Here is a 22,520-nt window from a genome sequence, read left to right on the forward strand (position 1 = left end):
GAGCTTCTGCCAGAGTTAGGCTGCCGCGCGGAACGGCAGCGGGTTGAAGTAAGCTTGATCCGGGGTGCCGCGGTCAAGGCTCGAGTGGGGGCGCCGGCCATTGTAAAAGTCGAGGTATCGGCCGATCGAGGCGCGGGCGTCGGACACGGTGTCGTAGGCGCGCAGATAGGCCTCCTCATATTTGACACTGCGCCACAGCCGCTCGACGAACACATTGTCGCGCCAGGCGCCCCGGCCGTCCATGCTGATGGCGATGCCCTGACTGGCGAGCACGCCGGTGAACGCGGCGCCCGTGAACTGCGAGCCTTGGTCGGTGTTGAAGATTTCCGGCTTGCCGTGGCAAGCAAGAGCATCCTCCAGCGTCTCGACGCAGAATGCGGCTTCCATCGTGATCGAGACGCGCCACGACAGCACCCTGCGGCTGAACCAGTCAAGCACCACCGCGAGATAGACGAAGCCGCGCGCCATCGGGATGTAGGTGATGTCCATTGCCCAGACCTGGTTCGGTCGTGTGATCTCGATCCCGCGCAGCAGATACGGATAGATCTTGTGCCCGGGTTCGGGTTTGGTGGTGCGCGGACGGCGGTAGAGCGCCTCTATCCCCATCCGCCGCATCAGCGTTTTGACATGCCGGCGGCCGATCTTGCACCCCTCGGCAGCCAGCAGGTCTCGCAACATTCGCGAACCGGCGAAAGGAAACTCCAGGTGCAGCCGGTCGAGCCGGCGCATGATCGCGAGGTCGGCGGGCGACACCGGACGTGGTAGATAATAGACACTGCCACGGCTGATCTTCAAAACTTCCGCCTGTTTCGTGATCGGCAGGCCGTGCTCACGGTCGATCATCGCTTTGCGCTCAGCAGACCGGCTTTGCTGAGCGCGCCTTCTAAAAAATCGTTCTCCAGCGTCAGCTCCCCGATCTTGGCGTGCAGCGTTTTCACGTCCACCGCCGGCTCGCTCGTTCTGTTGCCACCGCCAGCACCAAATACCTCGGCCGCCGCTTCCTGAAGCTGGGACTTCCACTGCGTGATCTGGTTCGGGTGCACGTCGAAATGCTCAGCCAGCTGGGCCAGCGTCATCTCGCCCTTGATTGCGGCTAACGCTACCTTGGCCTTGAATGCCGGTGCGTGGTGCCGGCGGGCTCGTCTGCTCATCGTCTCTCCTGATTCGCGGGACAATCTTGCCCGCCGTCAGGCAGAAACTCCACTTATCGCCCTGTCCAGATTTCCGGAGCCAGCTCTTGCCTTCAAAACCAATCTCGAGGTACATGTCTCGGTTTTGACCAGAACGAACCACCGTCGCCATATGCGAGTGTGAGTCCGGTCAACTACCAATCTTGGCAATTGATCGAGAGGGCAGGCCGGTGTCACGGTCCCAGACCATTTGGCGGACCTGGGCTGAAGAGCGTGTCAATCGATGGATCAAGCACCGCTTATCTTGACGGATGCCGCGTCAGGTCGCGTCTCAGGCAACCGGTGATTCTCGCCAACAAACGGCAAGCTCGGAGAATGCCAGCGTGAATAGAGCGGTCGCGATCGATGCTGTTATTCCACCTGCCGATATCGTCAAGCGCGCAGGGCGCATCGGCGCCGAAATCAGGAACATCAAGCTTTCGGGGGCTTTGCCGGACCAGACGATCGCCGCGATCAACACCTTACTGATCTCACACAAGGTCATTTTCTTTCGCGACCAGGGGCATCTCGACGACGTCGAACATGAGCGATTCGCTCATCGTTTCGGAAAGCTTGTCCCGCATCCGACGCTCGGTGCCATCAAAGGAACAACGTCGATCATCGAACTTGACTCCACCCGCGCCGCGAGCCGGGCCGATCTGTGGCACAGCGATGGAACCTTCCTTGACGCCTATCCCAAGATCGCGGTGCTGCGGGGCGTCGTGATGCCCTCATTCGGGGGCGATACGATCTGGTCGAACACGGCAGCCGCTTATCTCGATATGCCGCCGCCGCTGCGCAGGCTTGCCGACGAGCTCTGGGCCGTTCACACCAACGCCTTCGACTATGCCGTAATGGCCCGCGCCAGCCAGGAAGACAAGAAGCATTTCGATGAAGTCTTCACTCGAACGATCTATGAGACCGAGCACCCGGTTGTACGCGTTCACCCAGAGACTGGCGAACGTACACTGGTTCTTGGTGACGTGGTGAAGCGGTTCGTTGGGATCCCGAAATATGATGGCCAAAAACTATTCGATCTATTTCAGTCCCACATCACCGCTCCCGAGAACACGGTGCGCTGGAGCTGGAAAGAGGGCGACGTAGCGATGTGGGACAACCGCGCCACGCAACACTTTGCAGTCAATGATTACAATGGCCAGCACCGGGTCGTGCGCCGGGCAGCGATCGAGGGAGAGGTCCCGGTCAGTATCGACGGTCGGCCCAGTGTCACGCGGACAAAAGTCACCAAGCAACTGCTTGCGGCGGACGCCTAGCAGCTTTGCGCTGCGGCTGCATTTACTCCCTTCGCTTGTCCCACTGATCTGGCTCGGCGCCCAACGAGCCGTCCGCTCCGTGCGCTGGACCGCTGTCGATGTCCTTTCTTCCGGCAGGTCCGGATCTGTACCAATCCGCGTCACGACGGCAGATCGGCCAATGATACCCTGTCGCGAATCGCGAATTCGGAGCGGCTTGATCCAGCTTCGGAGATTGAGAGTGCTTTTCCGGAAGCGCAATTCTATGGAACACGACGCGTCTCGGCAGCCACTTCGCTCCCGCCTTCTTGGGTAAGCGATGGCGGCGGCAATCTCGACCGCCCGCTTTGTGCGGCCGCGTATCCGTCGCAAAGCCCATGTCCTGTCCATTCATCCCGCCACGTACTTCGGGGTAAGAGCCCTCGCACATCGCACCAGCTGAACTTGGCAGGCAAAGCAAGCTCAATCCGTCGCGTGCTGCCCGCTGCGAACGCCTGGCGGGCGCCAACGACCTCAGCCGCACGCAGCGAGACTCAGCCCCGCGGACCTCGTCAACTACCAACCTCGGCAATTGATGAACGAGGCGGCACATGACAGTCGTGGGCCCATGAATAGCGAGCCGCTCGGGCGCTGCGTTCGTTCGCAAGCGGTACAAATCTGGGCGTCAATCGCTCCTGTCCTGTCGAACATGCGGTCTCTTGAATCGGATGATCAGAATGAGCGAAATCTTTAGGCCGACGACTGAGATGGGTCGCTCCCGTTCATGAACGGCGAACACGTTCGGGTCGCCGTCCATGTCTCTCGCGCGGAAGTACTTATCGAGCGATCGACATATGCGCTCATGCGCATGTCCCGGCTCCAGTAGCCGATAGAGCGCGAAAACCGTGAACGAGTATGGGTCGGATAGACGGGGCTGGTGCCTTGAGCGTCGCCGGCGTGACCTCCTGACAATCAGACGCTCCGGACCGATTTGCTGGAGGGCCTGGTCCAGTAAAGCTGAGAAAAGGGAAGCGGGGTTCACCATGTACGGTTGCGTGGTCGCGGCATCGATGCGGATACATTCGGCAGCGGCGACGCTTTGGAGCATCGGAACAGCCAAGCAGGATCGATCGCTTGCCATCGCACTTTCTCTTGCCGCGAGCCTTGGCGTCAATTCGGCGCCGGCACAAGGCACCAGCGTGTCTCAAAGGATCGATACTCCCGATGAGCTTTCCGAGAGCAGGGTTCGAAAGAAGCCGGCTGGCGGGGCGAAAGTCCGCGTCCGAGAGCTTAGACGAGCAGCGAGCGTCGTCGGCGGCTGTGCGTCGGCGCAAGCTGTTAATCGCTCGTCTCCGCAATGCTCCAGCACAAACGAGGTGACCAACTACCAAACTCGAAAACCCGCCGACCCATTCGCCAAGTTCGAGGCTCTTCGTGAAAGGGGAATGTGGCTCAACATTCCTGGTCCTGCCGACACTATCGATCAGGATAGCGGCGGCGTGAGATCTGCATTAGCAGAGGTGGGAATAGGCTATGTTGGCTGGACCCAAAACACTTTCATAGACAATCAACTGCCCAATGCGGCTAGAAGCACCATCGCTGATCAGCGTTATATGGGACAAAACCCGACGTTTAACACCGCGAATTTCTTGATCGTGACCTACGATCTGAGCCGGTTTGGAATTCCCGATGGTCAGATTATTGTGGGAGCCGAGCAGCAATACTGGACATGGAAGCCGGGTGGGCCAGATCGGGTGGGCATCAATACGATTGCCTACTATCAGACGTTTTTCGACAGGAGGGTCGAACTCAAGCTGGGTTATCTCAGAAATCAAAATGAGTTCGCCGGCACAGTGGTTGGCGGCAATGCCGGAGTCAATGTTTTTGGACCCTCATCGAACATCCTATACCAGGCAGGAATGAGCAACAATCCGGCGCCCACGCCGGCTCTCAATGTGAAGTACAATTTTGATGATCGCATCTATAACAAGTTTTCAATCCAGCGCTCGCTGAACCCCGACGGTCAAGCGGCGCAGATAGCCGAAAATCCTACAGGTCTAAACTGGAGTACGACTAACGCCGGTATCCTTCTGCTTGACGAGTCTGGTTACAAGAACAAAGCGGCTCCCGGCGCGCCTGAGACATGGTTGCGGGCCGGCCTCGGCTTGAACAACAGCAGCTACACGAATTTGCAATATCCGGGTCAGCCGAGAAACAACGCGAACAGCGTCTACTACGTCGCTGCGGACAGGCAGCTCTGGCAGCTCGATATGGAAACCTCGCCATCTCGCGGTATCTATGGCGGGTTCTCTGCAATGTACGCTCCGCCCGACCTGAACAAGGTCAGCCAGTATTACGAAGTCCGTCTTTATGCAAAGGGGTTATTTGACAGCCGCCCGCATGATCAAATGGCAATTGTTGCCACCAACACCGCGTGGAGTGCTTTTGCAGTTAACGCTGCGCTCGCTGGAGGGCATCTTGCGCATCGCGATAGTACTGCGATATCGGGGACGTATACCGCGCATGTGGCGCCCGGAATTTACACAAGTATTGGACTGACCTATATCAACAATCCGACGAGCATCACATACACACGTCAAACCGGCCACGCCTTGAATCTGTTGGTATCGACGTCAATGTTCTTCTAGGGCGCGTATCCCATAAATCACGGCGTACCTGATGCCAGCTGTGCTCCCGACAGCAGTGGTGAAGCGGATGCCGCCTGACTTCGCTTGTGGGCCAGGAGCTGCCGAGCGTGCATCTTCAGTCCAGATAAATCCGTCTTCATGCGCTCAGCTCGCCGGCGACGTCCACCAGCGATGTGGAGGTTGGAGGAGCGTCATCATGCACTGTCATTGGGTACTTGCTGCTTTGTAGCGCCGGCTCCGCCCAAGCGAAAAGGGTTGCACCGTCGGGGACGGGTAACTGTCAATTCTGGAAACCGCGCCAAAGATCCTGGGCCCGCGCAATGGTGTCGTCGTGCCCCGCGGTCCGAGGAACTGAGTTTCGAACAAGTCTGCGTCGCAACCGTGCTGCAACGGCCATCATCAAGCGGAACTTCTCGGCCGCTGAGAACGTGCTGACGGCCGGCAGCAGCTCCGCGCAGATGGGAAAAGGTACTGCGTTTGTGGCGTCGTCTTCATGGAAGTAATTGTTTTCGCTGTAGATTTTTAGTGCTTGACGGTTTTGAGATTGGTAAAAGCGACTTGGTGCATAAATAGGCCACTAAGACGTTTTTGCTCTATTTACGGATCATGAAATCTTGCAATAGAATTCTGTCCGCCCTATATAGTTGCCATAAAGTCATTTTACGATCTATTTATGAACCAGAGGTACGACCATGGCCAAGGTCCGTCACCCGATATCCCCCTATGCAGCGGACGCTACGATGCTGCTTGGACAGCTCCTGCGAAAGTCTCGCATCGAGCGGAAGATGAGCACACTCAATGTTGCCGAGCGGGCAGGGATCTCGCGCGGCCTCTTGCGCCGTATTGAGGCGGGAGATCCGCGCTGCACGATCGGTGCGGTCTTCGAGGTTGCCGCGATTGTTGGTGTCAAACTATTCGACGCGGAACGCGGAGCCATGTCTCGCGCGATCGAGACCAATCGTGAGGTGATGACGCTGCTGCCCAAGGCCGTTCGCGCCCGCCGAATGCAAGAGGTCAAGGATGACTTCTGATCCTGCCCATGCCGAGGCTTATGTTTGGACATGGCTGCCGGGCCAGACGAAGCCCATCGTTGCGGGACTTTTGTCCAGGAATGGCGAACAACTCGTCTTCAATTACGGCCGGAGCTATCTCGAGCGTAACGATGCCCATTCCCTCTATGAGCCCGAATTACCCCTGCGGAGCGGCGTCCTTCCGCTCCTGGAGGGGCTCAGCATGCCCAATTGCCTTCGCGATGCGGCCCCCGACGCGTGGGGCCGGCGCGTCATTCTCAACCGAAAGTTCGGTGTGCGCGGCAAGGAGATCGACGCGGGAAGTCTCGATGAGCTGACCTTTCTCCTGGAGTCCAGCTCGGATCGTATTGGCGCTCTTGATTTCCAGGCGTCGCCCTCGGTCTACGTCCCGCGGGAGGGCGAGGGCGCATCCTTGAACGAGCTCTTGAATGCGGCAACGCTCGTTGAGCAAGGTACGCCGCTGACGCCTGAACTCGACCGCGCACTCTTCCATGGTAGCTCCATCGGCGGCGCTCGCCCGAAAGCAGCCATCACGTCTGATCACAAGAAATTCATTGCGAAGTTTTCCTCGCAAACCGACCTGTATAGCGTCGTCAAAGCGGAGTTCATCGCGATGCGCCTTGCGGCGGAGGCTGGACTGCGCGTCGCCCCCGTAAGCCTCCAGCGTGTTGCGGGAAAGGACGTCCTGTTGATCGAACGGTTCGATCGCGAGAAAGTCACGGGCGGCTGGGCCCGCAAGGCCATGGTTTCGGCGCTGACGCTGCTGGCATTGGATGAACTGATGGCGCGCTATGCCAGCTACGAACAGCTCGCAACCATTATCCGTCATCGTTTCGCGGAGCCGAGGGAAGCGCTGCGCGAGCTCTTTTCACGTCTCGTTTTCAACGTGCTCTGCGGTAATACCGATGATCACGCTCGCAACCATGCCGCGTTCTGGAATGGTAAGGATCTCGCGCTCACATCTGCCTACGATATTTGTCCGCAGGGCCGCGCAGGCGGCGAGGCGACGCAAGCGATGCTTATTCTCGGGCAGGACCGGCACAGCCAGATTGCGCTCTGTCTCAAAGCCGCGCCTTCCTTTCTTCTCAACGAAGCGGAAGCCGTCGCCATTGCGGTCTCACAGATCAAGACCATCAAGGAACGTTGGTCCAGCATCTGCGACGAAGCGGCGCTTGCAGAAGTGGACCGTAACCTGTTCTGGCGGCGTCAGTTCCTCAATCCTTATGCGTTTATCGGCGCGCCGCAGCCGATCGTCGACCTGGTTGGATAGGTTGGATTTTGGTGCGAACGGCCGACCGGAGGGACGTATGAAAAGAACACCACTCGGCGGTCCCTTCACTAAGGTCAACCTCTGCTGATTTCCACGTCCCAGGCGCGCCCCGTCGCTTGTTCAAGGCGACGGGCCGGCGCTCGTTCGCTTTGGTTCCTCGAACATGGCGTCGACGATCTGATAAAAGGCCATCGGGCTGTTGGCGACTTCCCACACCGCGAGAATGACGTAGTAGCCGGTGCGCTTCGGCAGCTCACACACGTGAACGGTAGGCGCGCTGGGCATCAGGTTTGCATTCGGGTCCCAATAGGGCTGACCTTCGTTCTGGATCGTGCAGAACGGCCTTACATCGAACTGGGCGCGTGTGAGCGGAGCGGATGGATTCCAGCTTATCCGGGTGATGAAATAGTTCCAGCGCCGGGTCAGGTGAACTGCGCCGTATTCCCATTTGAACGTTTGCTTGGCGCCGGAGTGCAGGCGAATCTTCGTCCAGCGCGTCGGCGTCTGCTCATCGAGCAAGGGGACATTCCCGCGCACACTGCTGCCGGCGATGTGACCGTCCTGTGGCGGCACCGCGCTCTGGATATCAGTCGGCGCCGTCATATCCAGCAGCCCGCCCTTGACTGCAGGGAAGAACTTCCCGCTCTCCATCGCGTTGGCCCTCCACAGGTCAATTGGACAGTCCATATTCCTGTGTTCGGTACATAGAACGACGCGTGAAGCGGGCTCGGTGAGGCGCCCTTGCGCATGAGCGCCTGCAACGACGACCAGCGAGGCTGCTCCGCCGAACAACGCGCTGAACCCGTATCGAAACCTATAGGGGATGTACATCTCGCAAATTCCGGTTGGGTATTGGAAGAGTGCTCCGACCCCACAGATTTAGTCCGTGACTTGCTAGCTCTTGCAATCGACATGCCGTAAGCGGAGCCGCCCAGCCTCCGATGGCGCTGAGACGACGTGCTGCGAGGGTTTTCAAATAAGCGAAATCATTTGGTTGCCCGGACACTGCGGAATGCGGCGGAGCAGGATGTTTGTCCAAAAGCCTACATCGGCCAATCGCAACGCTGCGAACGCGTCGCAAAGCCGACGTCCAACAATGAAATTCCGCAGGGCTTAGCTTACGAGAACTGGCTCAGTTTCTGCATGACCGCAGGCATTCACGTAGCGGAGATGCGTTTTAACAAACCGATTAGCAACGCAAATGAAATCGGTGGCGGGCATCGAGAGAATCGGGGGCCTCACATGATGCGCAAGGTATCTGTTGCCAGCATTCTGGCGCTAGTCTCATCGCAGGCTATCGCGCGAGACGATCTGATGATGTCCGCCAGGCAGATTTTCAGACCCATTCCCAAGGTCCTGCCCGCCATTAGGGACAATCCGGTCACTCCCGAGAAAGTCGAACTCGGCAAGAAGCTGTTCTTCGATCCTCGCATCTCGGTGAGTGGAATTATTAGCTGTAATACATGCCATAATCTTGGCACCGGCGGCGTCGATGCCGGTCCAACCTCGGTTGGTCACGGCTGGCAAAAAGGACCGCGCCGGGCCCCAACCGTTTACAACTCGGTCTTCAACGTCGCCCAATTCTGGGACGGACGCGCGCCAGATCTCAAGGCTCAAGCTAAGGGCCCCGTTCAGGCCAGCGCCGAAATGAACGCAACTCCGGACCACGTGACGAAAACGTTGAACTCCATGGATGACTATGTCGGTATGTTCAAGCAAGCCTTCCCCCGCGATACGCCGTCAGTCAGCTTCGATAACTTTGCGAAGGCAATAGAGGCGTTTGAATCAACCCTCACCACGCCGGCTGCCCCCTTCGATCAGTACCTGAACGGCAATGCCAGCGCTCTGAACGACCAGCAAAAGGCAGGATTGAAGCTGTTCATGGACAAGGGGTGCTCCTCTTGCCACAGGGGGATCAACATTGGTGGGCAGGACTACTTCCCGTTTGGCGTGGTCGGAAAGCCGGATGCAAAACTGCTTCCCACAGCCGATAAGGGCCGGTTCGTCGTGACTAACGCTGTCGGCGATGAATACGTGTTCCGGGTAGCTCCCCTTCGAAACGTAGCCTTGCGCGCTCCGTATTTCCATTCGGGTCAAGTGTGGAGCCTCGAGGAAGCCGTCGGCATTATGGGGGAAGTCCAACTCGGGACAAAGCTCGACGACAAGGAAAGAAGTGATATTGCCGCATTTCTGAATGCATTGACGGGGCATCTACCCAACATCGAGTACCCGATGCTGCCAACTCGTACAAACGAGACGCCCCCACCGTCTTTAGGGCGATAGGATTATTCTGCCGCGAATAGAACTCTCCAGGTCGTTATAGTTCGCATTCGTCGCGACCTTCGCTCTTCAGGCACTGAGCGCGTCTGGACTGACATGGTGGTGGTCCGGACTTCCGAAACCTGCCCGGTTAGCTAGCACGCAGGTACGTGCGATTTGGCGGCCAAGCGAAATGTGATCGGTAGAACGCGATCCTGCACCGCTTCGCGTGAGCTGTGCGGGCAGCGCGATCGCCATGATCTCGCCAGGCAGGGCTCAAACGTCGTTCCAAGACCCGCCTGATTGAGGATGAACAAGTATGATCGACTCAGTGCTTGCTAGAATGCCGCCATCGCCGTCGAACAGAGACGACGCGGAGCGGCAAGCTGTTGCTGATAGCAGGCTGTTGCGAGAGCAGTCGCAGACGTCTGGCTCCCGCGGGGGCTTGTTCGGCGCCCCGTAAGCGTGTTTTCCTTGATTTCGTTTCCCGTGACGAACTCTCCGTTGAAAAAAAGGTGAGAGACTCATCCGCACCGAGCAGCCGAGCTTTTTTGGCTAACAAACTTGCCGACTGAAAATCCGCCCTCGTCTATTGCAGGTCAACGGGCGGCAAACGGAGAGAAAGAGCGGTGCTGTGAGATATCAAACGAGCGCACCCTTTGAGTTGAAGATGTCGGTCGTCACCGGGCCTGGCTGACGGCGAAAACGACTTCATTTGCCATGGATTTCCGAGGCTTCCTCAAGCGTTCGGACGAGGTTGTCGACGGTATCGTAGTCGGATCTGCCTGCGCTGGGGCTGAAGTGAACTGTCGTCCGTACTAATAGTCGTCCGCGTTCAACGAGCGTCAATGTAGCCTTCCTCACTGACAGTCCATATTGCCATTCGACTTGCAGCTGTCCATTGGAAGCCTCGGAAGCTTGCGTCCGGGCGATGCCCCAATCGCAGTTGTTCGGACGACATTTCCCCCACGCATGAACGAGCGCTTTGTCGAATTGCTGATCGATAGATATGCGCGTGATCATACCCGTGTTTTGATTCTCGTTCGACCACGTGCCGGCAAAGTCCGCCATTGTTGAGGAGCCTAGATCGCACGGCCCCGGAGTTTCCGGTGTTGCCTCCTCGCCAAACGCTGGTTGGAGAAGCACGAGCACAAGCAGCGTGAGTGCACGTAATCGGAGCATTGCCGTCCTCCTGTTGGCTTGACAATCAGGAAGTTGGCAACAACCGTGCCAGCCAGTTGGAATGGGAAATGAGCGCCGCCTTTACAGTAAATGCCGAGGCGCGGCCTCGCATACGTTCGTCGCGAGCCCGACAGTTCAGCGCAGCTATAGGCGTGCGCGTTGGATTCCTTACATTTGCCTTTCGACTCGAATGCGTGCTTCGTTGCGAAGCTGCTCATCTGATTGCTGGACTTGTCGCTCCAGCCATCACGCGGCCCGCGCCCGCCGATCATCGCAAAGGAGGGAGTCATATCGCTGCAATATCTTTCGCCATAGAAGCAAGGAATACCCGAATGTCCGACGGCAGGCCCAATATCGATCCGCATCCGCTCAGCGCTTATGTAGCTTGGGCGGGCAACCGCAATAAGGACGCGATCTTGAAAGCGTTCGAAGAACTCTTTCCCACGAAGGGTGATGCGCTTGAAGTGGCTACTGGCGCTGGATTGCATATCAATTACTTCGCCCCGTATTTTCCGAACGTTCGATTTCAGCCTTCCGACTATGATCAAGGTACTTTTGAGGCAATCAAAAGGAAGCGTGTCGAAGGCGACAACAATAACGTTGCTGATCCCATTCTGATCGATCTCACTGCTCCGGCGACCTGGCCGGATACCGATGAGCGGCTCTACGACGTCATCTTCGCCATCAACATCTTCCAAGTTGCCCCCATCTCGATCGCGGACGGCATTGCTGCGCTTGCCGCAAGGCTGCTGAAACCAGCCGGTTTCATCGCAATCTATGGTCCCTTCAAACTTGACGGGAAATTCACCACACGATCGAATGAGGCATTCGACAGGGAGATCCGTGCGGCCGGCATGCCCGAATGGGGTCTCAAAGACGTGCGGGATCTTGAAAGGGAGGCCAGGAAGCATGGGTTGGCGCTCAAACGGCAATTGGATTTGCCGGCCAGTAACTTCATTCTGCTCTTCGCTAGGTCCTGAACGGCGGCTCAACCTTTCCAGTATATGACGCTGGGAGTCTCGCCATTTCGCACTCGTGGCGCGTTCTAAACCTAACGAGTGCCAGACGCTTGGCGATGAATGACCACCCGGCCGAGAGTTCGCGACGAGCACAGGGCGCGCGCCAGGCCCAGGCGTTTGGCCGTCATAGTAGGTGTTGGCGCTTCAACAGAACCGGGAGCGACGCTAGCTAGCCGCTTAGCGCGGAGAATGACCCCGTGGCTCCTCGCCGGCCGAACCGGATCCAGGCTGGAACACTGGCAGCGGTAACCCGAGTTGACGGACCACGCGGAACCGGGCCAACCGACGTGACCAGAGAAAAAGCTGCTGCCGCTCACCAACGCCGGCAGCACTAGCGAAAGTCGACCGTCTCTATCGCCACTAACATTTTAAGGTCGGTCTGTAACGCAATCATCGGACACGCCGAAGAGTCGGCGGTACCGTCGAAAGCGTCAGGTCCGGTCCCGGGAATAAGCATTTCGCGATTGTAGCGCCACCTCATGATCGGGGGCTGACGAGAGAGACATTCGCGGCGCGCGTCGACGCTTCTCATGCGCGAATGTCTTGTCTGACGATAGCCGCTCGACGGCTTCCTTCCGGTTCACGCGCGGTGCGAAAAGCACGCAATGATGCACCGGTCAGATCAAGCACAGCGCAGTTGAGGAAGGAAAATCAGTCGATCCTGGGAAAACGCGCCATGCCGCTCAGGAAGATGGTGGGCGCGGCTGCTCGGATTTCCGAAGCTTTAGAGCCCGCCGCTTCATCGTTGCGGTCATTTTTTTGATCTTTGGTCGACGGGGTATTTTGAATGCGGCGCCGTTGCCTGTGAGATCCGCCACACCATCCGTTTTGACTTGCTTCATAGACATTTCCCAACGAAGAGATTGATGCGGCATTCGAGCTGCGACAACCACCTTCCTATCAGCTCGCCACGTACGGCGCGCTTAGCAGTGGCAGAAGAGCGCGATCTTTGTTTGAAGGCACGACCGGTCGGTTGCCTGTCCGACCTAAATGTCTCGTCGGGCAGGCGGCCTCCCGCCTCAGAACAATATCAATCAGTAAAAATCAGAGAGACGTACACAACTATACGCCCTTTCAAGAGTCACGTTCCTCGTTAGAGCGCAGATAAATCGCAAGTTTGCACAATGGACCTGATGAAATCCGTCGAAAACGCCACTCGAACACAGAATTTGAGCGTCGAGCTAGGGCTTGTGGCACGTGCGGTGCCGGCATATCCCTATTGCACGAGTTGCATTTGTGACGACCGATTGCAAGCGCGGCGCTGCCAATGACTAAGCTGCACGCACGCCGAGGAGGAAGGAGAGAGGAGCAAGAAAGCCGCTCGAGGTCGCTGCGGGACGGGGCGGGCGACTAGAAACTGATTTTTGGAATCTCCGGTTGATCGAGCAATATGAATTCAGCAATGTGAGGCGTGTTATCGTCCTTGATCATGGGGGAGATTTCCAAAGTTTGGACGTGGCTGCTGCCACACCAACGCCTGCGATCCTCAATGAGGTCTGCGCGAATTGTTGGAGGTAAGTCCGGCATCCGCGTAGATGTCACCGGCGGAGCCTGGGAGACGGCAAGGCCGAAGGGAAACGCGAGTGCCTCAAACGGATCGGCGTCGATGCGACTTGCCGGGCGCCTACTAAGTAGCCTGAGGCGACAGGCTGTCGTGTCGCTCAGATGAACTTCCAGGTCACAGTCTTGAAAATCCTGGTAAGCTATCCAGGCGGGTTCGCTCCCTTGGCGGAGCTGAAACGGGACATGGCTATCCTGGCAACGAGCGGCCGCGATTGGGCAGAGCGCACCAAGAGAATGGCAACCCGTGCGCCGGATCTGGACATCTTCTCCCAGCGTCTCATCGAACGCGTAAATGGAGGATGGCGCATCACGGAGAAGGGGCGAGCTGTGCTCAATGTGATGGAGGCGCGCTCGATACCTACGGAGATGCAGCCGGAGATGATCGCGCCCGCTTCAGAACCGGCAAAGCCGACGCCAGCTGATACACTCCCCGTCAGAGTAGCTCCTCGACCGAGTGAGCGGCGCCGGCGACGTCGCGTCTCCGGAAGCGGATCGCGAGCGAATCGGGCTTAAGTCTCGTTCTTCCTCCAGTGCGCAAGGCCTGCAAGGCTGACACCGCCCGTCGGAAAAGCAGGCGATGAGCGTGATGCCGGGAGAGGCACTAGCGAGGTCGCTCGCTGTCCCCGCGTCGAAAACGATCAAACAAGGCGTCAGGACGCGGAATTTAAGCGCGAGCGCCGCGCTAGTTGCACGAAATTGTGCAGCCCAGATGGTTAGTATCCCAAACGTCGCAATGTTTTGACGAGCCGGCCGTTTCAACCAAGCCCGATCGAGAGAAGGGCCGTTGATCTGGCTGCAGGACGACCAGAGGCGCTTTCGACCCGAGCGCCGGCACTTGGTGCGGTTCGCGGGATCGTTCGTTCAGGGCCACAACCAGCGAGGCGCGATGGCCCTCAACGGCAGATATTTGTGCGTGTCGACCCTGATGCTTGCGAGCGCCGCGACAGCGTTGATCGCAGCTGCCCCGCCGGAAAGTGCGCCCGCTTGTGCGCGCAAGGATGCGCTCGGTACCTCACGCGTCCTCGCCATCGATGCCAGGACCTATCCGCGGGTTGGGCTCAACAGCTTTCCGCAGTCGCTGCCGCTCGCCGACCACGAGGTCGTGCTGACCTTCGATGACGGCCCCCAGCCGCCCTACACGCAAGAGGTGCTGGCCGCGCTCGCCCATGAGTGTGTGCGCGCCACGTTCTTCCTCGTCGGCAAGTCGTCAGCCGCCTTTCCCGAGCTCGTGCGGGGCGTGGCCGCACAAGGCCACACCATCGCGCATCACACCTGGTCCCATCCGATGCTCTCGAAGATCAGCGTCGCGCAGGCGAAAGAGGACATTGACCTGGGCATCGCGGCCGATGAAATGGCACTCAATGGCGCGTCGAGGACGACGCCCTCGACCCCGTTCTTTCGCTTCCACTATTTCGCCTCGACGCCTGCGACGCTCGATCTTCTGCAATCACGCGGGATCATCGTGTTTGGGGCGGACGTATGGGCCAGCGACTGGGAGGAGATGACCGCGGATCAGGAGCTCAAACTCGTCACCAAGCGCCTGGATGAGTCGGGCAAAGGCATCATCCTATTCCACGATCCCAAGGCGCATACGGCCGCCATGATGCCTGCCTTCCTGCGGTACCTGCATGACAGCGGCTATCGCGTCGTCCACATCGTCCCGGCGGCGACGCCGCAAAGAAACGCCGATATACATTGATGGCGAAAGGTGACCTCGCCAAGGAAGGGGTGATTTCGAGACAACTCCCAATGGGTCCGGGGCCGCTTTGATGCCTCTAGCCGGCGCACGGGAGGGGCTGGCCGCGCCAATGGCGAAGACGAACCAAACCAGCCCGGGCGGACGAGATCGCCCGTGTCGCTGGGATGTCTGTCGACCAAACACCGAATTGCGGGGTCTTTCCGAGTCGCACAGCCGAGTTTTGGTCGCTCAACAGATCTCTCGAGCAAGCACCAGCGCGTAAGAGCCCTAGACCTTGCCAGATCCTTGCGCGACAGAAAGGGAAGGGCGCGGTAGTGGGCGCGGGCCAGTGCCAGTGAGTGGTGGCGCGCATTTCGCGTCATATCTGTCGGCCAATTGCAGCAGACGGGCCCTTGTGAACGGATCCGCCGTATCTGCCATGGCCCGAACGCGTACCGCCATGCCCCTGTAGAATTCCTGCTCCATGACGCAACTCCACACCACTGAGAGTACATTTCAGTACGTCGAAACACACTCGTCAAGCGGCCCCCAACCGGCTTATCGCCTTCGCTCGAAGCAATTTTTGTCGATACGCTTGCCGCGGCCCCCAAGATGAAACTATCTTTCCGGGCAGGGAAATCCGACATGTCGCTACTCCACCCGATCCGAAAGGTCTGTCCCGCATGCGGTAAGCCGATGAAGCTGGTCCCGGGGAAGCCTGGGAAGGGTAAGGCTGGGACGGGCAAGGATCGGTATGGCTGCACGGAATGCGAGGGGGATCCAATGGAAAACCCAACCGCCCGAAAATGGCTCGAAAGCGCTTTGAAGCCGCCAAGCAAATCGTAAACGATCTACCGCGCCCTCCGCGCAGAGAGGTCTCGTCGACGCGGGTTCATCCGATGGAGCGCCGGGGAGCGTATCGAATCCATCAAGAGCTTGTGCAACTGGCTGATAGCCGTTTCGCCGGCAGCTGCCTCGACCAGGTCGTCATCTCGCAGACCGAGAACGAAGCCTTCATCCGGTCGGACGCAGCTAAGCGCGGAATTAGCCCCAACGTCGCCATGGCTGCGGCGAAGAGCGAGGGCTTCGACGAGTTCACCGGCGATAACAGCGCATCCTTCGGGCATTCCAGCTGCACGTCACTCCCAGCGACCGCGGCAGAGCCGTGGGGGACCCAGTCTGGTCGGTAACAGGGCTCGACCAGTCAGACCCGGCGAATGAGCGGCCCACGATCATCTTTGCTCTAGAGAATGGGCGCACAATAAGGAAGACAGGCACGCGTGCGCCGCGCTGGCAAATTACTACAACAAGATAGACGGTCTTGAGAAGATCGATTGGAAGATACTGCGAAACAGCGATTTCAGCAGAGACAACGACGATCCCGACAAGACGAACAGGTACATGGCAGAAGCGTTGGTACATAAACACATGCCAATCGACGCTCTTCTCTACGTGGCATGTTGTGATGAAAAGCAAAATCGTGGGCGAACGAGTTGGTGTCTAAGCGCAGGCTAAACCTAGAAGTCCACACCAAACGAGAATGGTACTTCTGATGATTACCTTCACTGAGGGTAACCTGCTCAAGGCTAACACTGAGGCCTTGGTCAACACTGTGAATACGGTCGGCGTGATGGGAAAGGGAATTGCCTTGATGTTCAAGGAAGCATTCCCCGAGAACTTTCGCGCGTATTCGGCTGCCTGCGAGAAGCAGCAGATCAAGGTCGGTCAGATATTCGCGACTGAGCGAAAAGATCTGATGGGAGGACCGAGGTGGATCATAAACTTCCCCACTAAGCAGCATTGGCGCAATCCTTCCAAGATTGAGTGGATCAAGGAGGGGCTGCAAGATTTGGTGCGGTTTCTTGGCGAGCATAAAATCAAATCGATTGCTCTCCCGCCACTTGGGAGTGGCAACGGAGGCTTGGATTGGAAGAGCGTTCGGCCGCTGATTGAAGCGGCAATGGGTAATCTTGACGTGCAGGTCGTCGTTTACGAGCCGACAGCGCGCTACCAAAATGTCGCAAAGCCTTCGAGAGTCGAGAAACTGACCTCTGCGCGGGCGTTAGTTGCAGAGTTGGTTCGCCGTTATTCTGTCCTGGGATTTGAATGTACGCTCCTGGAAATTCAGAAGCTCGCCTATCTTCTTCAAAGAAAGATAGTGGCAAGTGGGCTGGTGAGCCCGCTTAGGCTTGAATTCCAAGCCGACAAGTTTGGCCCGTACGCTCCGACTTTGGGTCATCTGCTAAATAGCTTGGATGGTAGCTATCTTCACTGCGAGAAGCGGATGGCTGACGCAAGCATTCTCGATACGATCTGGTTCGAGAATGCAAAGAAAGATGTGGTAGCCACCTATCTCAAGGCAACAGAGGCGAAAGAATTCGCCAGTGCCCTGGATGAAACAACGGACCTGATTGACGGTTTCGAGTACCCGCTCGGGATGGAGCTATTGGCTACTGTCGATTGGTTGCTCAACCACGATAAGGTCGAGCCAACACTAGATGGTGTGAAAAATGGGCTCGCCAAATGGCTCGGAGGCGGTGAGGCGTCAGAGCGTAAGTTGAGGCTTTTCGAGGACTCGATGATTGAGCTGGCCCTTACGCGCCTCAAGAACTGATCCGATAAAGCGTGCTCGTTCTGAGTGAGCGCGCCCCCTCGATTGAAGTGTCCTCGACTGAGGTCTACGACCCGCGCTGCATCGCGAATCTGATGCTCGATGAGAGTGCTCGGATTGGCCAGCACTTGACCAACTTGGCGCTTCAGAAGCTTCTGTGCACGCGATGTTTTTGATCGAACAAGGCCGGCCATTGGTCTCCGGCTACTTCGAAGCGTGGGGGCGGACCCGTTCATCCGATCGTCGGGTCGTCGCAGCGCCGCAGGCGGCGGCCTGTTCTCCTAATCTGCTGTATCGTCGCGTTCGGCTTTACGTCACGTCCACAACAAGTGCTCGCGGCCGAGATCACGATGGTGGGTGGCCCGCGCGTCTAAGTGCGCTCAGCAATAGTCGCATGCTCGGGCCGTAACTTCCCCATTTCTCGGGGCTCGCGTTAATTCGCACTCTAAAGCCAATCTAATGGCGCCGAGGTAGGCTGGCTGCCGCGCGAAAGATGCCTCTCAGATCGGCACAGCCTGACCGCCCGTTCGTTCATAAGCGCGAGCACATGGTGTTTCCGTGCCCACCAATAAGGCGTTTCCCAAGCATCTTTGTCTGTACCGCAATTCAGTTGCTCGAATTCGGCCCATAGTTGCTTGAAGAGCGGACGGACCATCTTAAGATATACGCCCCGTTTTAGTTTTCCGCTCAAGAATCTGCCCTTCACGCCAACTTCCCAGTAGAAAGTGCAGGCAAATGCATCGTCCCGATTGAGGAAGGTCGCACAGTAATGGTTCAGACCTTGATCAATGTTGTCCAGCCCGCGCACCACTACGTAAATGCCGGCCGCTAGTGTCAGAAGCGTTTTTGGATCGCTCATGAAGCCGATGTTGTATGTATTTGTAACCGTGAATACGCCAATGACGACTTCGACGAAACCGTAGATAGATCGTTGAAATACTCTCAAGATGAAAAACGCCCATGCGACTGGCAAGGCAATGAGCGCGAACCAACCTAGTCCAATCACTGGATAGGCATTGATGAGAAGTCGACCTGCCCAGACTACGGCCGTGGCAATGATCAATAGCGAAAGTAGGGGCCCTAAAATGCCTTGGACCTTATCATAGGTTGTTCGTGCTTCTAAGTCAGTAACTTGCGGTGGTTGTGCGCTCATTTGAAGACCTTCGAAGATTCAGAACGCGGGTCAACTCGCCAATGGCACGCAGAAGCCTGGAGGACTTTCTCGGAACGAACGAAGCTGCAGTCCCCGCGGACAGCCGATTATAGCATGTACAAGCATTCGCCCGCGAGGTCAGCGATAGTCTCCGCAGACTGAAAGCGGCAAGCCTGGAGGCGGAGACCGGCAGGCGGGCATACGAGCTTTGGGAGAACGTGGGACGACCCGAGTGCATGGGCCTTGAATTCTGGTTGCGGGCGGAGCGAGAGGTGGCGATGCGTCCCTAGTGCGAGAGGGTAAATTGATTTCATGGCGCCACTAAAACTGGGGCTTTGAATTTGCTCGAAACCTTCCGGGGAAGTTTTCGATGATGCGACCGTGCGATAGCTCGCAAATCAGAAAGAGCGGAGCATGGCCGCGCTAAAGCTTCGCGGATCAATCTGGCGGGCGCGAGGATCGCGACCGCATTAGATGAATGGCTCTCTTGATCCGAGTCAGGAGGTAAGCGCTCCAAATGACAAACATATCCGCGACACAATCTGCTGATCGCGCGAAATGGACTGCTAGGGCGCGTTGACCGGGGGCATGGAGGCGGTCGGTCGCAGCACAAAGTCATCCCGGTGCTGGCCGCGTGCCGCCAAGATGATTGCTAAGACCACCAGGAGGATAAGGGATCCGCGCATGCCGGAAGATTACTCCAGAAGCCGTGTCGTAATTATGATGGGGCTCACATCCGGTGCGTTCGAAGTCATCGCAGGCGGCCGCACCGCAAGTGTCCTGCCATTGGTCGAGCCTGCCACCTCGCCATTGCAGGTGACGAAGGACTAACCAACCCTGCTCGCCGCAACACCGCAAGGTATCGCGAGATCCTGCTGGAAAAATGCGTTCTGTCCCGACAACAGCAGAATTTGTGCGCCCGTTTTGAATAATGATTTATGGATGGCCGGCGAGCCGAAGCTGCGACCGTTGCTCTATTTCACGCCAAATTGAGGCCGTCATGCGCAATCACGATCTCGTCTCCAGCAGCTTCCTGGGACTGACCGCGGCCGGAGTCGCGCTGCTCTGCTCAAGTCTGCTTGCCTTTATATTCATTTAATACCATCGCAGCAGAGATGCTGTTGCGCCCTGTGAAAAGCGATCGGTCGCTTCGGCTTTTCCCGAGCCGCGCGCGCCGGCCAGTCGCTGCACGAACTGACGAATTGTCGGCCTCTCGCGATCGACGATGTCGACCACCAGCTTGAAGCGGGTGGCAACTCGGAGCGCGCTGCCGGTGTCGATCTGATGACGCGGAAAAGGGCCGTCGATCGAACCCACATGATTTCCCTATGGCTGCTCGCCTTCGCTGCTGCGCTACGCGTTAAACAAACGGATACGATGCCGGAACACGTCGGATCGATCCTTGCGTTTTGGCTTCCGATAGGTTTTAAGCCCGTCACTTCATGACCTCAGCGTGAACGGATGCGATTCGTGCGGTTTTGCCGCGCTCGAACAAAAGTAGTGGAATCGGCGTAGTTCACGCATTTGAATCGTTCTGCGCCTCTTAAAGGAATCCATCATGGCCAAGATGACCAAGAACCAACTAATTGACGCGCTTGCTGAAGGAACGCAGATTTCCAAGACTGACGTAAAGGCCGTCATCGAGCAACTGGCGACGGTAGGCTATAAGGAGTTGAACCAGTCCGGTGAGTTCGTCATTCCCGGCTTCGTCAAAATGTCCGTTGTGAACAAGCCCGCTACTGAAGCCCGCAGCGGAGTAAATCCTTTCACGAAGGAGCCGATGGAATTCGCGGCAAAGCCGGCCAGCAAATCGGTTAAAGCGTCACCGCTCAAGGTTGCTAAAGACGCAGTGGCGGTATGACGAGGTCGCTGCTCTCGGTGGATAAATTGCAACCGGGCTAGACGGCGTGGGTCCTCGGCGCATTAAGGTCGAGGCAACTCTCGAGAGAGCCAAACGGTTACAGACCAAAAGGCGAGCAAGTCCGACATACCGACATCGTTCTTCAGCATCGCAAAGTGCAATTTGACGCTGTGGAGGAGAGTTTAGGCCTCAGGTGGTGGTATCTCGCCGCGGCATAGTTGGCTGCGCTGCACGCCTTTGGCGGCCAGTGAAGCGGGCCGGACGTTTCTCCTGAAACGACGTAAAGCCCTCTCGGTAGTCAGCGCTCTGATTGAGTTGTGGCTGAACCATCAACTCATAATCAAGGAAGTCCTCGAAGCTCGGGACGAGCGCAAAATCCAAGAATTTCTTAGCCATGGCGAGCGCAAAGGTTCGATCTCGATGCGCTTGCCAATGCCATCGCCGCCCTTTCGCGCTTCATGGCGGCGCAGGGCGACGAAGTGGAGAGCGTCGAGATCAATCCCTTCATTGCTTTGCCGGAGGGCGGCGTCGGGGGTGGACGCACTGATCCCATGTGAAGTCCGACTCCGCCGGTACAGCGTCGCCTGTTCCAGCCCGGTAGCCGCCGGAGAAGAGCCACGCTGCGCCACCGTTCCAACCGATTGGCCCTTCGCCCGGACCGAGAAAGAGATCTTCAAGGGGAGCGGGCCGTCTTATTTGCCGCTCTATCAGTGGAGAGATCGGTCGCTCTAGTCTTGTACAGACTGTAAAGATTGGATTCGAAGGTGGCCTCCGCCACCCTGAACCATGTCACGATATCATCGCGAAACTTGAGCCACTCGCGGTAGATCCTGCGGAATTCGGGATTCTTCTCGGCTTCCTCCCCGTAGAGGCCGAAGGCCGCACGATATCCGCCTTCCATGATCTCGCGCGAGAACGGCCTGAGCTCGGTACCGCCCGCGATCAGCCGGCGCAGCGGAGCCATGTTGCTTGAGTCGTAGTGCGCGAGCATGTCCCAAGATGCTTCCGCTGCTGCCACTTCGAACGCGCGTTGGTAGTGTGCCGGCAGCGCAGACCATGCCTTGGCGCCGACATAGAAGGCCAACTGACCGGTGCAATCCCACCAGCCGGGGTAGTAGTAGTATTTGGCGACCTTGTTGAAGCCAAGTTTCTCATCATCGTATGGTCCGACCCATTCGACGGCGTCGATCGTGCCGCGTTCCAGCGCCGGATAGGTGTCGCCGCCGGCAATGTTCTGGGGGACGACGCCGAGTCTGGCGACGACATCGCCGGAAATCCCGGGGATGCGCATCTTGAGGCCCTTGAGATCATCGAGAGTATTGACCTCGCGGCGAAACCAGCCGCCCATCTGAACGCCAGTGCTGCCGCCGGGAAAGTTCACGATGCCGTAAGCCTTGAAGAACTCCCTGAAGAGCTCGAGCCCGCCACCGCGATACATCCATGACAGGTGCTGGCGCGGTGTCATGCCGAACGGCAGTCCGGTGTCGATCGCGAAGGCCCGATTTTTGCCGCTGTAGTAGATCGACGCCGTATGTCCCATCTCGACCGTTTCGTTCTGCACAGCATCGAGCACCTGCAGGCCGGGTGCGATCTCGCCGGGACCGAACACCTGGATTTGCAGGCCGCCCTCGGTCATCTCGGCAACGTGCTTTGCGAGACGAACGGCGATGCCGTGGATCGTGTCGAGGTTCTTGGGATAGCTGGAGGCAAGGCGCCAGCGGATCGTGGCCTTCTCGGCCCGGACGACGGACGGCGCTGCGAGCGGCAAGATGCCGAGCGCGGCGCCTGCAAGGACAGCGCGGCGAGTTTTCATGATTTCCACCCGGATTTGTTTTTGAATTGAG

The 22,520-nt window shown here is 57.9% G+C and carries 16 protein-coding genes and 3 pseudogenes; 12 read left to right on the forward strand and 7 right to left on the reverse strand.

Annotated features, from left to right (window positions below; genetic code table 11):
- Nucleotides 1-15: 15 nt before the first annotated feature.
- Nucleotides 16-1,151, reverse strand: a protein-coding gene (locus AYJ54_RS22590; protein WP_136623864.1) for an IS3 family transposase whose coding sequence is annotated in 2 segments (ribosomal slippage) — nucleotides 16-893 and nucleotides 893-1,151 — 1,137 coding nt in all. Because the reading frame shifts where the segments join, the coding sequence is not laid out codon by codon here.
- 362 nt (nucleotides 1,152-1,513) lie between these two features.
- On the opposite strand from AYJ54_RS22590, the gene AYJ54_RS22600 reads away from it, so the two are divergent.
- From AYJ54_RS22600 to AYJ54_RS22620, 4 genes are all read left to right on the forward strand, one after another.
- Entirely contained in the window at nucleotides 1,514-2,443 is a 930-nt protein-coding gene (locus AYJ54_RS22600) for a TauD/TfdA dioxygenase family protein (RefSeq protein ID WP_063702309.1), read from the forward strand.
- Between the two features lie 1,001 nt (nucleotides 2,444-3,444).
- Nucleotides 3,445-5,049 (forward strand): carbohydrate porin, encoded by a 1,605-nt coding sequence (locus AYJ54_RS47625; protein ID WP_136623869.1) that lies wholly within the window; start codon nucleotides 3,445-3,447, stop codon nucleotides 5,047-5,049.
- Nucleotides 5,050-5,741: 692 nt separating this feature from the next.
- Nucleotides 5,742-6,080, forward strand: coding sequence for a helix-turn-helix transcriptional regulator (locus tag AYJ54_RS22615; RefSeq protein ID WP_063702312.1), 339 nt, complete (start codon nucleotides 5,742-5,744; stop codon nucleotides 6,078-6,080).
- Nucleotides 6,070-7,350, forward strand: a complete 1,281-nt coding sequence (locus AYJ54_RS22620) for a type II toxin-antitoxin system HipA family toxin (protein WP_063702314.1) — start codon at nucleotides 6,070-6,072, stop codon at nucleotides 7,348-7,350. The genes AYJ54_RS22615 and AYJ54_RS22620 overlap by 11 nt, the downstream gene beginning before the upstream one ends.
- A gap of 120 nt (nucleotides 7,351-7,470) precedes the next feature.
- Here AYJ54_RS22620 and AYJ54_RS22625 read toward each other — a convergent pair whose 3' ends face one another.
- Complete coding sequence (locus AYJ54_RS22625; protein ID WP_063702318.1) at nucleotides 7,471-8,181, reverse strand: lytic polysaccharide monooxygenase; 711 nt, start codon at nucleotides 8,179-8,181, stop codon at nucleotides 7,471-7,473.
- Between the two features lie 414 nt (nucleotides 8,182-8,595).
- Here AYJ54_RS22625 and AYJ54_RS22630 point away from each other — a divergent pair, with 414 nt between their 5' ends.
- Nucleotides 8,596-9,633: a cytochrome-c peroxidase gene (locus AYJ54_RS22630; protein ID WP_063677087.1), complete on the forward strand. Its 1,038-nt coding sequence runs from the start codon at nucleotides 8,596-8,598 to the stop codon at nucleotides 9,631-9,633.
- 687 nt (nucleotides 9,634-10,320) lie between these two features.
- Here the strand turns inward: AYJ54_RS22630 and AYJ54_RS22635 are convergent.
- Nucleotides 10,321-10,791, reverse strand: a complete 471-nt coding sequence (locus AYJ54_RS22635; protein WP_063702320.1) for a hypothetical protein — start codon at nucleotides 10,789-10,791, stop codon at nucleotides 10,321-10,323.
- A 332-nt stretch (nucleotides 10,792-11,123) separates the two neighbouring features.
- Here AYJ54_RS22635 and AYJ54_RS22640 point away from each other — a divergent pair, with 332 nt between their 5' ends.
- The 5 genes and pseudogenes from AYJ54_RS22640 to AYJ54_RS52590 form a co-directional block, all read left to right on the forward strand.
- Nucleotides 11,124-11,771, forward strand: coding sequence for a DUF938 domain-containing protein (locus AYJ54_RS22640; RefSeq protein WP_063702322.1), 648 nt, complete (start codon nucleotides 11,124-11,126; stop codon nucleotides 11,769-11,771).
- Between the two features lie 2,527 nt (nucleotides 11,772-14,298).
- Nucleotides 14,299-15,072, forward strand: coding sequence for a polysaccharide deacetylase family protein (locus AYJ54_RS22645; RefSeq protein ID WP_063702392.1), 774 nt, complete (start codon nucleotides 14,299-14,301; stop codon nucleotides 15,070-15,072).
- A gap of 1,260 nt (nucleotides 15,073-16,332) precedes the next feature.
- Nucleotides 16,333-16,566 (forward strand): annotated as a pseudogene (locus AYJ54_RS54045) (DarT ssDNA thymidine ADP-ribosyltransferase family protein); the annotation flags it as partial.
- 37 nt (nucleotides 16,567-16,603) lie between these two features.
- Complete coding sequence (darG, locus tag AYJ54_RS22655; protein WP_063702394.1) at nucleotides 16,604-17,665, forward strand: type II toxin-antitoxin system antitoxin DNA ADP-ribosyl glycohydrolase DarG; 1,062 nt, start codon at nucleotides 16,604-16,606, stop codon at nucleotides 17,663-17,665.
- Nucleotides 17,666-17,757: 92 nt separating this feature from the next.
- Nucleotides 17,758-17,916 (forward strand): annotated as a pseudogene (locus AYJ54_RS52590) (type VI toxin-antitoxin system SocA family antitoxin); the annotation flags it as partial.
- 191 nt (nucleotides 17,917-18,107) lie between these two features.
- Here AYJ54_RS52590 and AYJ54_RS22660 read toward each other — a convergent pair.
- Nucleotides 18,108-18,815 carry a hypothetical protein gene (locus AYJ54_RS22660; RefSeq protein ID WP_136623870.1) on the reverse strand — a complete coding sequence of 236 codons (708 nt, stop codon included), beginning with the start codon at nucleotides 18,813-18,815 and terminating at the stop codon, nucleotides 18,108-18,110.
- Between the two features lie 173 nt (nucleotides 18,816-18,988).
- On the opposite strand from AYJ54_RS22660, the gene AYJ54_RS53510 reads away from it, so the two are divergent.
- Entirely contained in the window at nucleotides 18,989-19,105 is a 117-nt protein-coding gene (locus tag AYJ54_RS53510) for a DUF2934 domain-containing protein (RefSeq protein WP_283808704.1), read from the forward strand.
- Nucleotides 19,106-19,979: 874 nt separating this feature from the next.
- Here the strand turns inward: AYJ54_RS53510 and AYJ54_RS53740 are convergent.
- A pseudogene (locus tag AYJ54_RS53740) lies at nucleotides 19,980-20,123 on the reverse strand (LLM class flavin-dependent oxidoreductase); the annotation flags it as partial.
- Nucleotides 20,124-20,373: 250 nt separating this feature from the next.
- On the opposite strand from AYJ54_RS53740, the gene AYJ54_RS22670 reads away from it, so the two are divergent.
- On the forward strand, nucleotides 20,374-20,676 hold the full coding sequence (locus tag AYJ54_RS22670) for an HU family DNA-binding protein (RefSeq protein ID WP_063702330.1): 303 nt from the start codon (nucleotides 20,374-20,376) through the stop codon (nucleotides 20,674-20,676).
- A 189-nt stretch (nucleotides 20,677-20,865) separates the two neighbouring features.
- Here the strand turns inward: AYJ54_RS22670 and AYJ54_RS22675 are convergent, their stop codons facing one another.
- Nucleotides 20,866-21,072 (reverse strand): Clp protease/crotonase-like domain-containing protein, encoded by a 207-nt coding sequence (locus AYJ54_RS22675; protein ID WP_063702331.1) that lies wholly within the window; start codon nucleotides 21,070-21,072, stop codon nucleotides 20,866-20,868.
- A gap of 277 nt (nucleotides 21,073-21,349) precedes the next feature.
- A complete protein-coding gene (locus AYJ54_RS22680) occupies nucleotides 21,350-22,489 on the reverse strand; it encodes a TRAP transporter substrate-binding protein (RefSeq protein WP_063702333.1) in 1,140 nt (379 codons plus the stop codon).
- Nucleotides 22,490-22,520 lie beyond the last annotated feature (31 nt).

This window comes from Bradyrhizobium centrolobii, assembly GCF_001641635.1.
GTDB lineage: Bacteria > Pseudomonadota > Alphaproteobacteria > Rhizobiales > Xanthobacteraceae > Bradyrhizobium > Bradyrhizobium centrolobii.

Bases quoted from the DNA above. Each gene is read 5' to 3' on its own strand.
- AYJ54_RS47625 (WP_136623869.1), top strand. From the start codon at position 3,445: ATGTACGGTTGCGTGGTCGCGGCATCGATGCGGATACATTCGGCAGCG.
- AYJ54_RS22615 (WP_063702312.1), top strand. From the start codon at position 5,742: ATGGCCAAGGTCCGTCACCCGATATCCCCCTATGCAGCGGACGCTACG.
- AYJ54_RS22620 (WP_063702314.1), top strand. From the start codon at position 6,070: ATGACTTCTGATCCTGCCCATGCCGAGGCTTATGTTTGGACATGGCTG.
- AYJ54_RS22625 (WP_063702318.1), bottom strand. From the start codon at position 8,181: ATGTACATCCCCTATAGGTTTCGATACGGGTTCAGCGCGTTGTTCGGC.
- AYJ54_RS22630 (WP_063677087.1), top strand. From the start codon at position 8,596: ATGCGCAAGGTATCTGTTGCCAGCATTCTGGCGCTAGTCTCATCGCAG.
- AYJ54_RS22635 (WP_063702320.1), bottom strand. From the start codon at position 10,791: ATGCTCCGATTACGTGCACTCACGCTGCTTGTGCTCGTGCTTCTCCAA.
- AYJ54_RS22640 (WP_063702322.1), top strand. From the start codon at position 11,124: ATGTCCGACGGCAGGCCCAATATCGATCCGCATCCGCTCAGCGCTTAT.
- AYJ54_RS22645 (WP_063702392.1), top strand. From the start codon at position 14,299: ATGCTTGCGAGCGCCGCGACAGCGTTGATCGCAGCTGCCCCGCCGGAA.
- darG (WP_063702394.1), top strand. From the start codon at position 16,604: ATGATTACCTTCACTGAGGGTAACCTGCTCAAGGCTAACACTGAGGCC.
- AYJ54_RS22660 (WP_136623870.1), bottom strand. From the start codon at position 18,815: ATGAGCGCACAACCACCGCAAGTTACTGACTTAGAAGCACGAACAACC.
- AYJ54_RS22670 (WP_063702330.1), top strand. From the start codon at position 20,374: ATGGCCAAGATGACCAAGAACCAACTAATTGACGCGCTTGCTGAAGGA.
- AYJ54_RS22675 (WP_063702331.1), bottom strand. From the start codon at position 21,072: ATGGCTAAGAAATTCTTGGATTTTGCGCTCGTCCCGAGCTTCGAGGAC.
- AYJ54_RS22680 (WP_063702333.1), bottom strand. From the start codon at position 22,489: ATGAAAACTCGCCGCGCTGTCCTTGCAGGCGCCGCGCTCGGCATCTTG.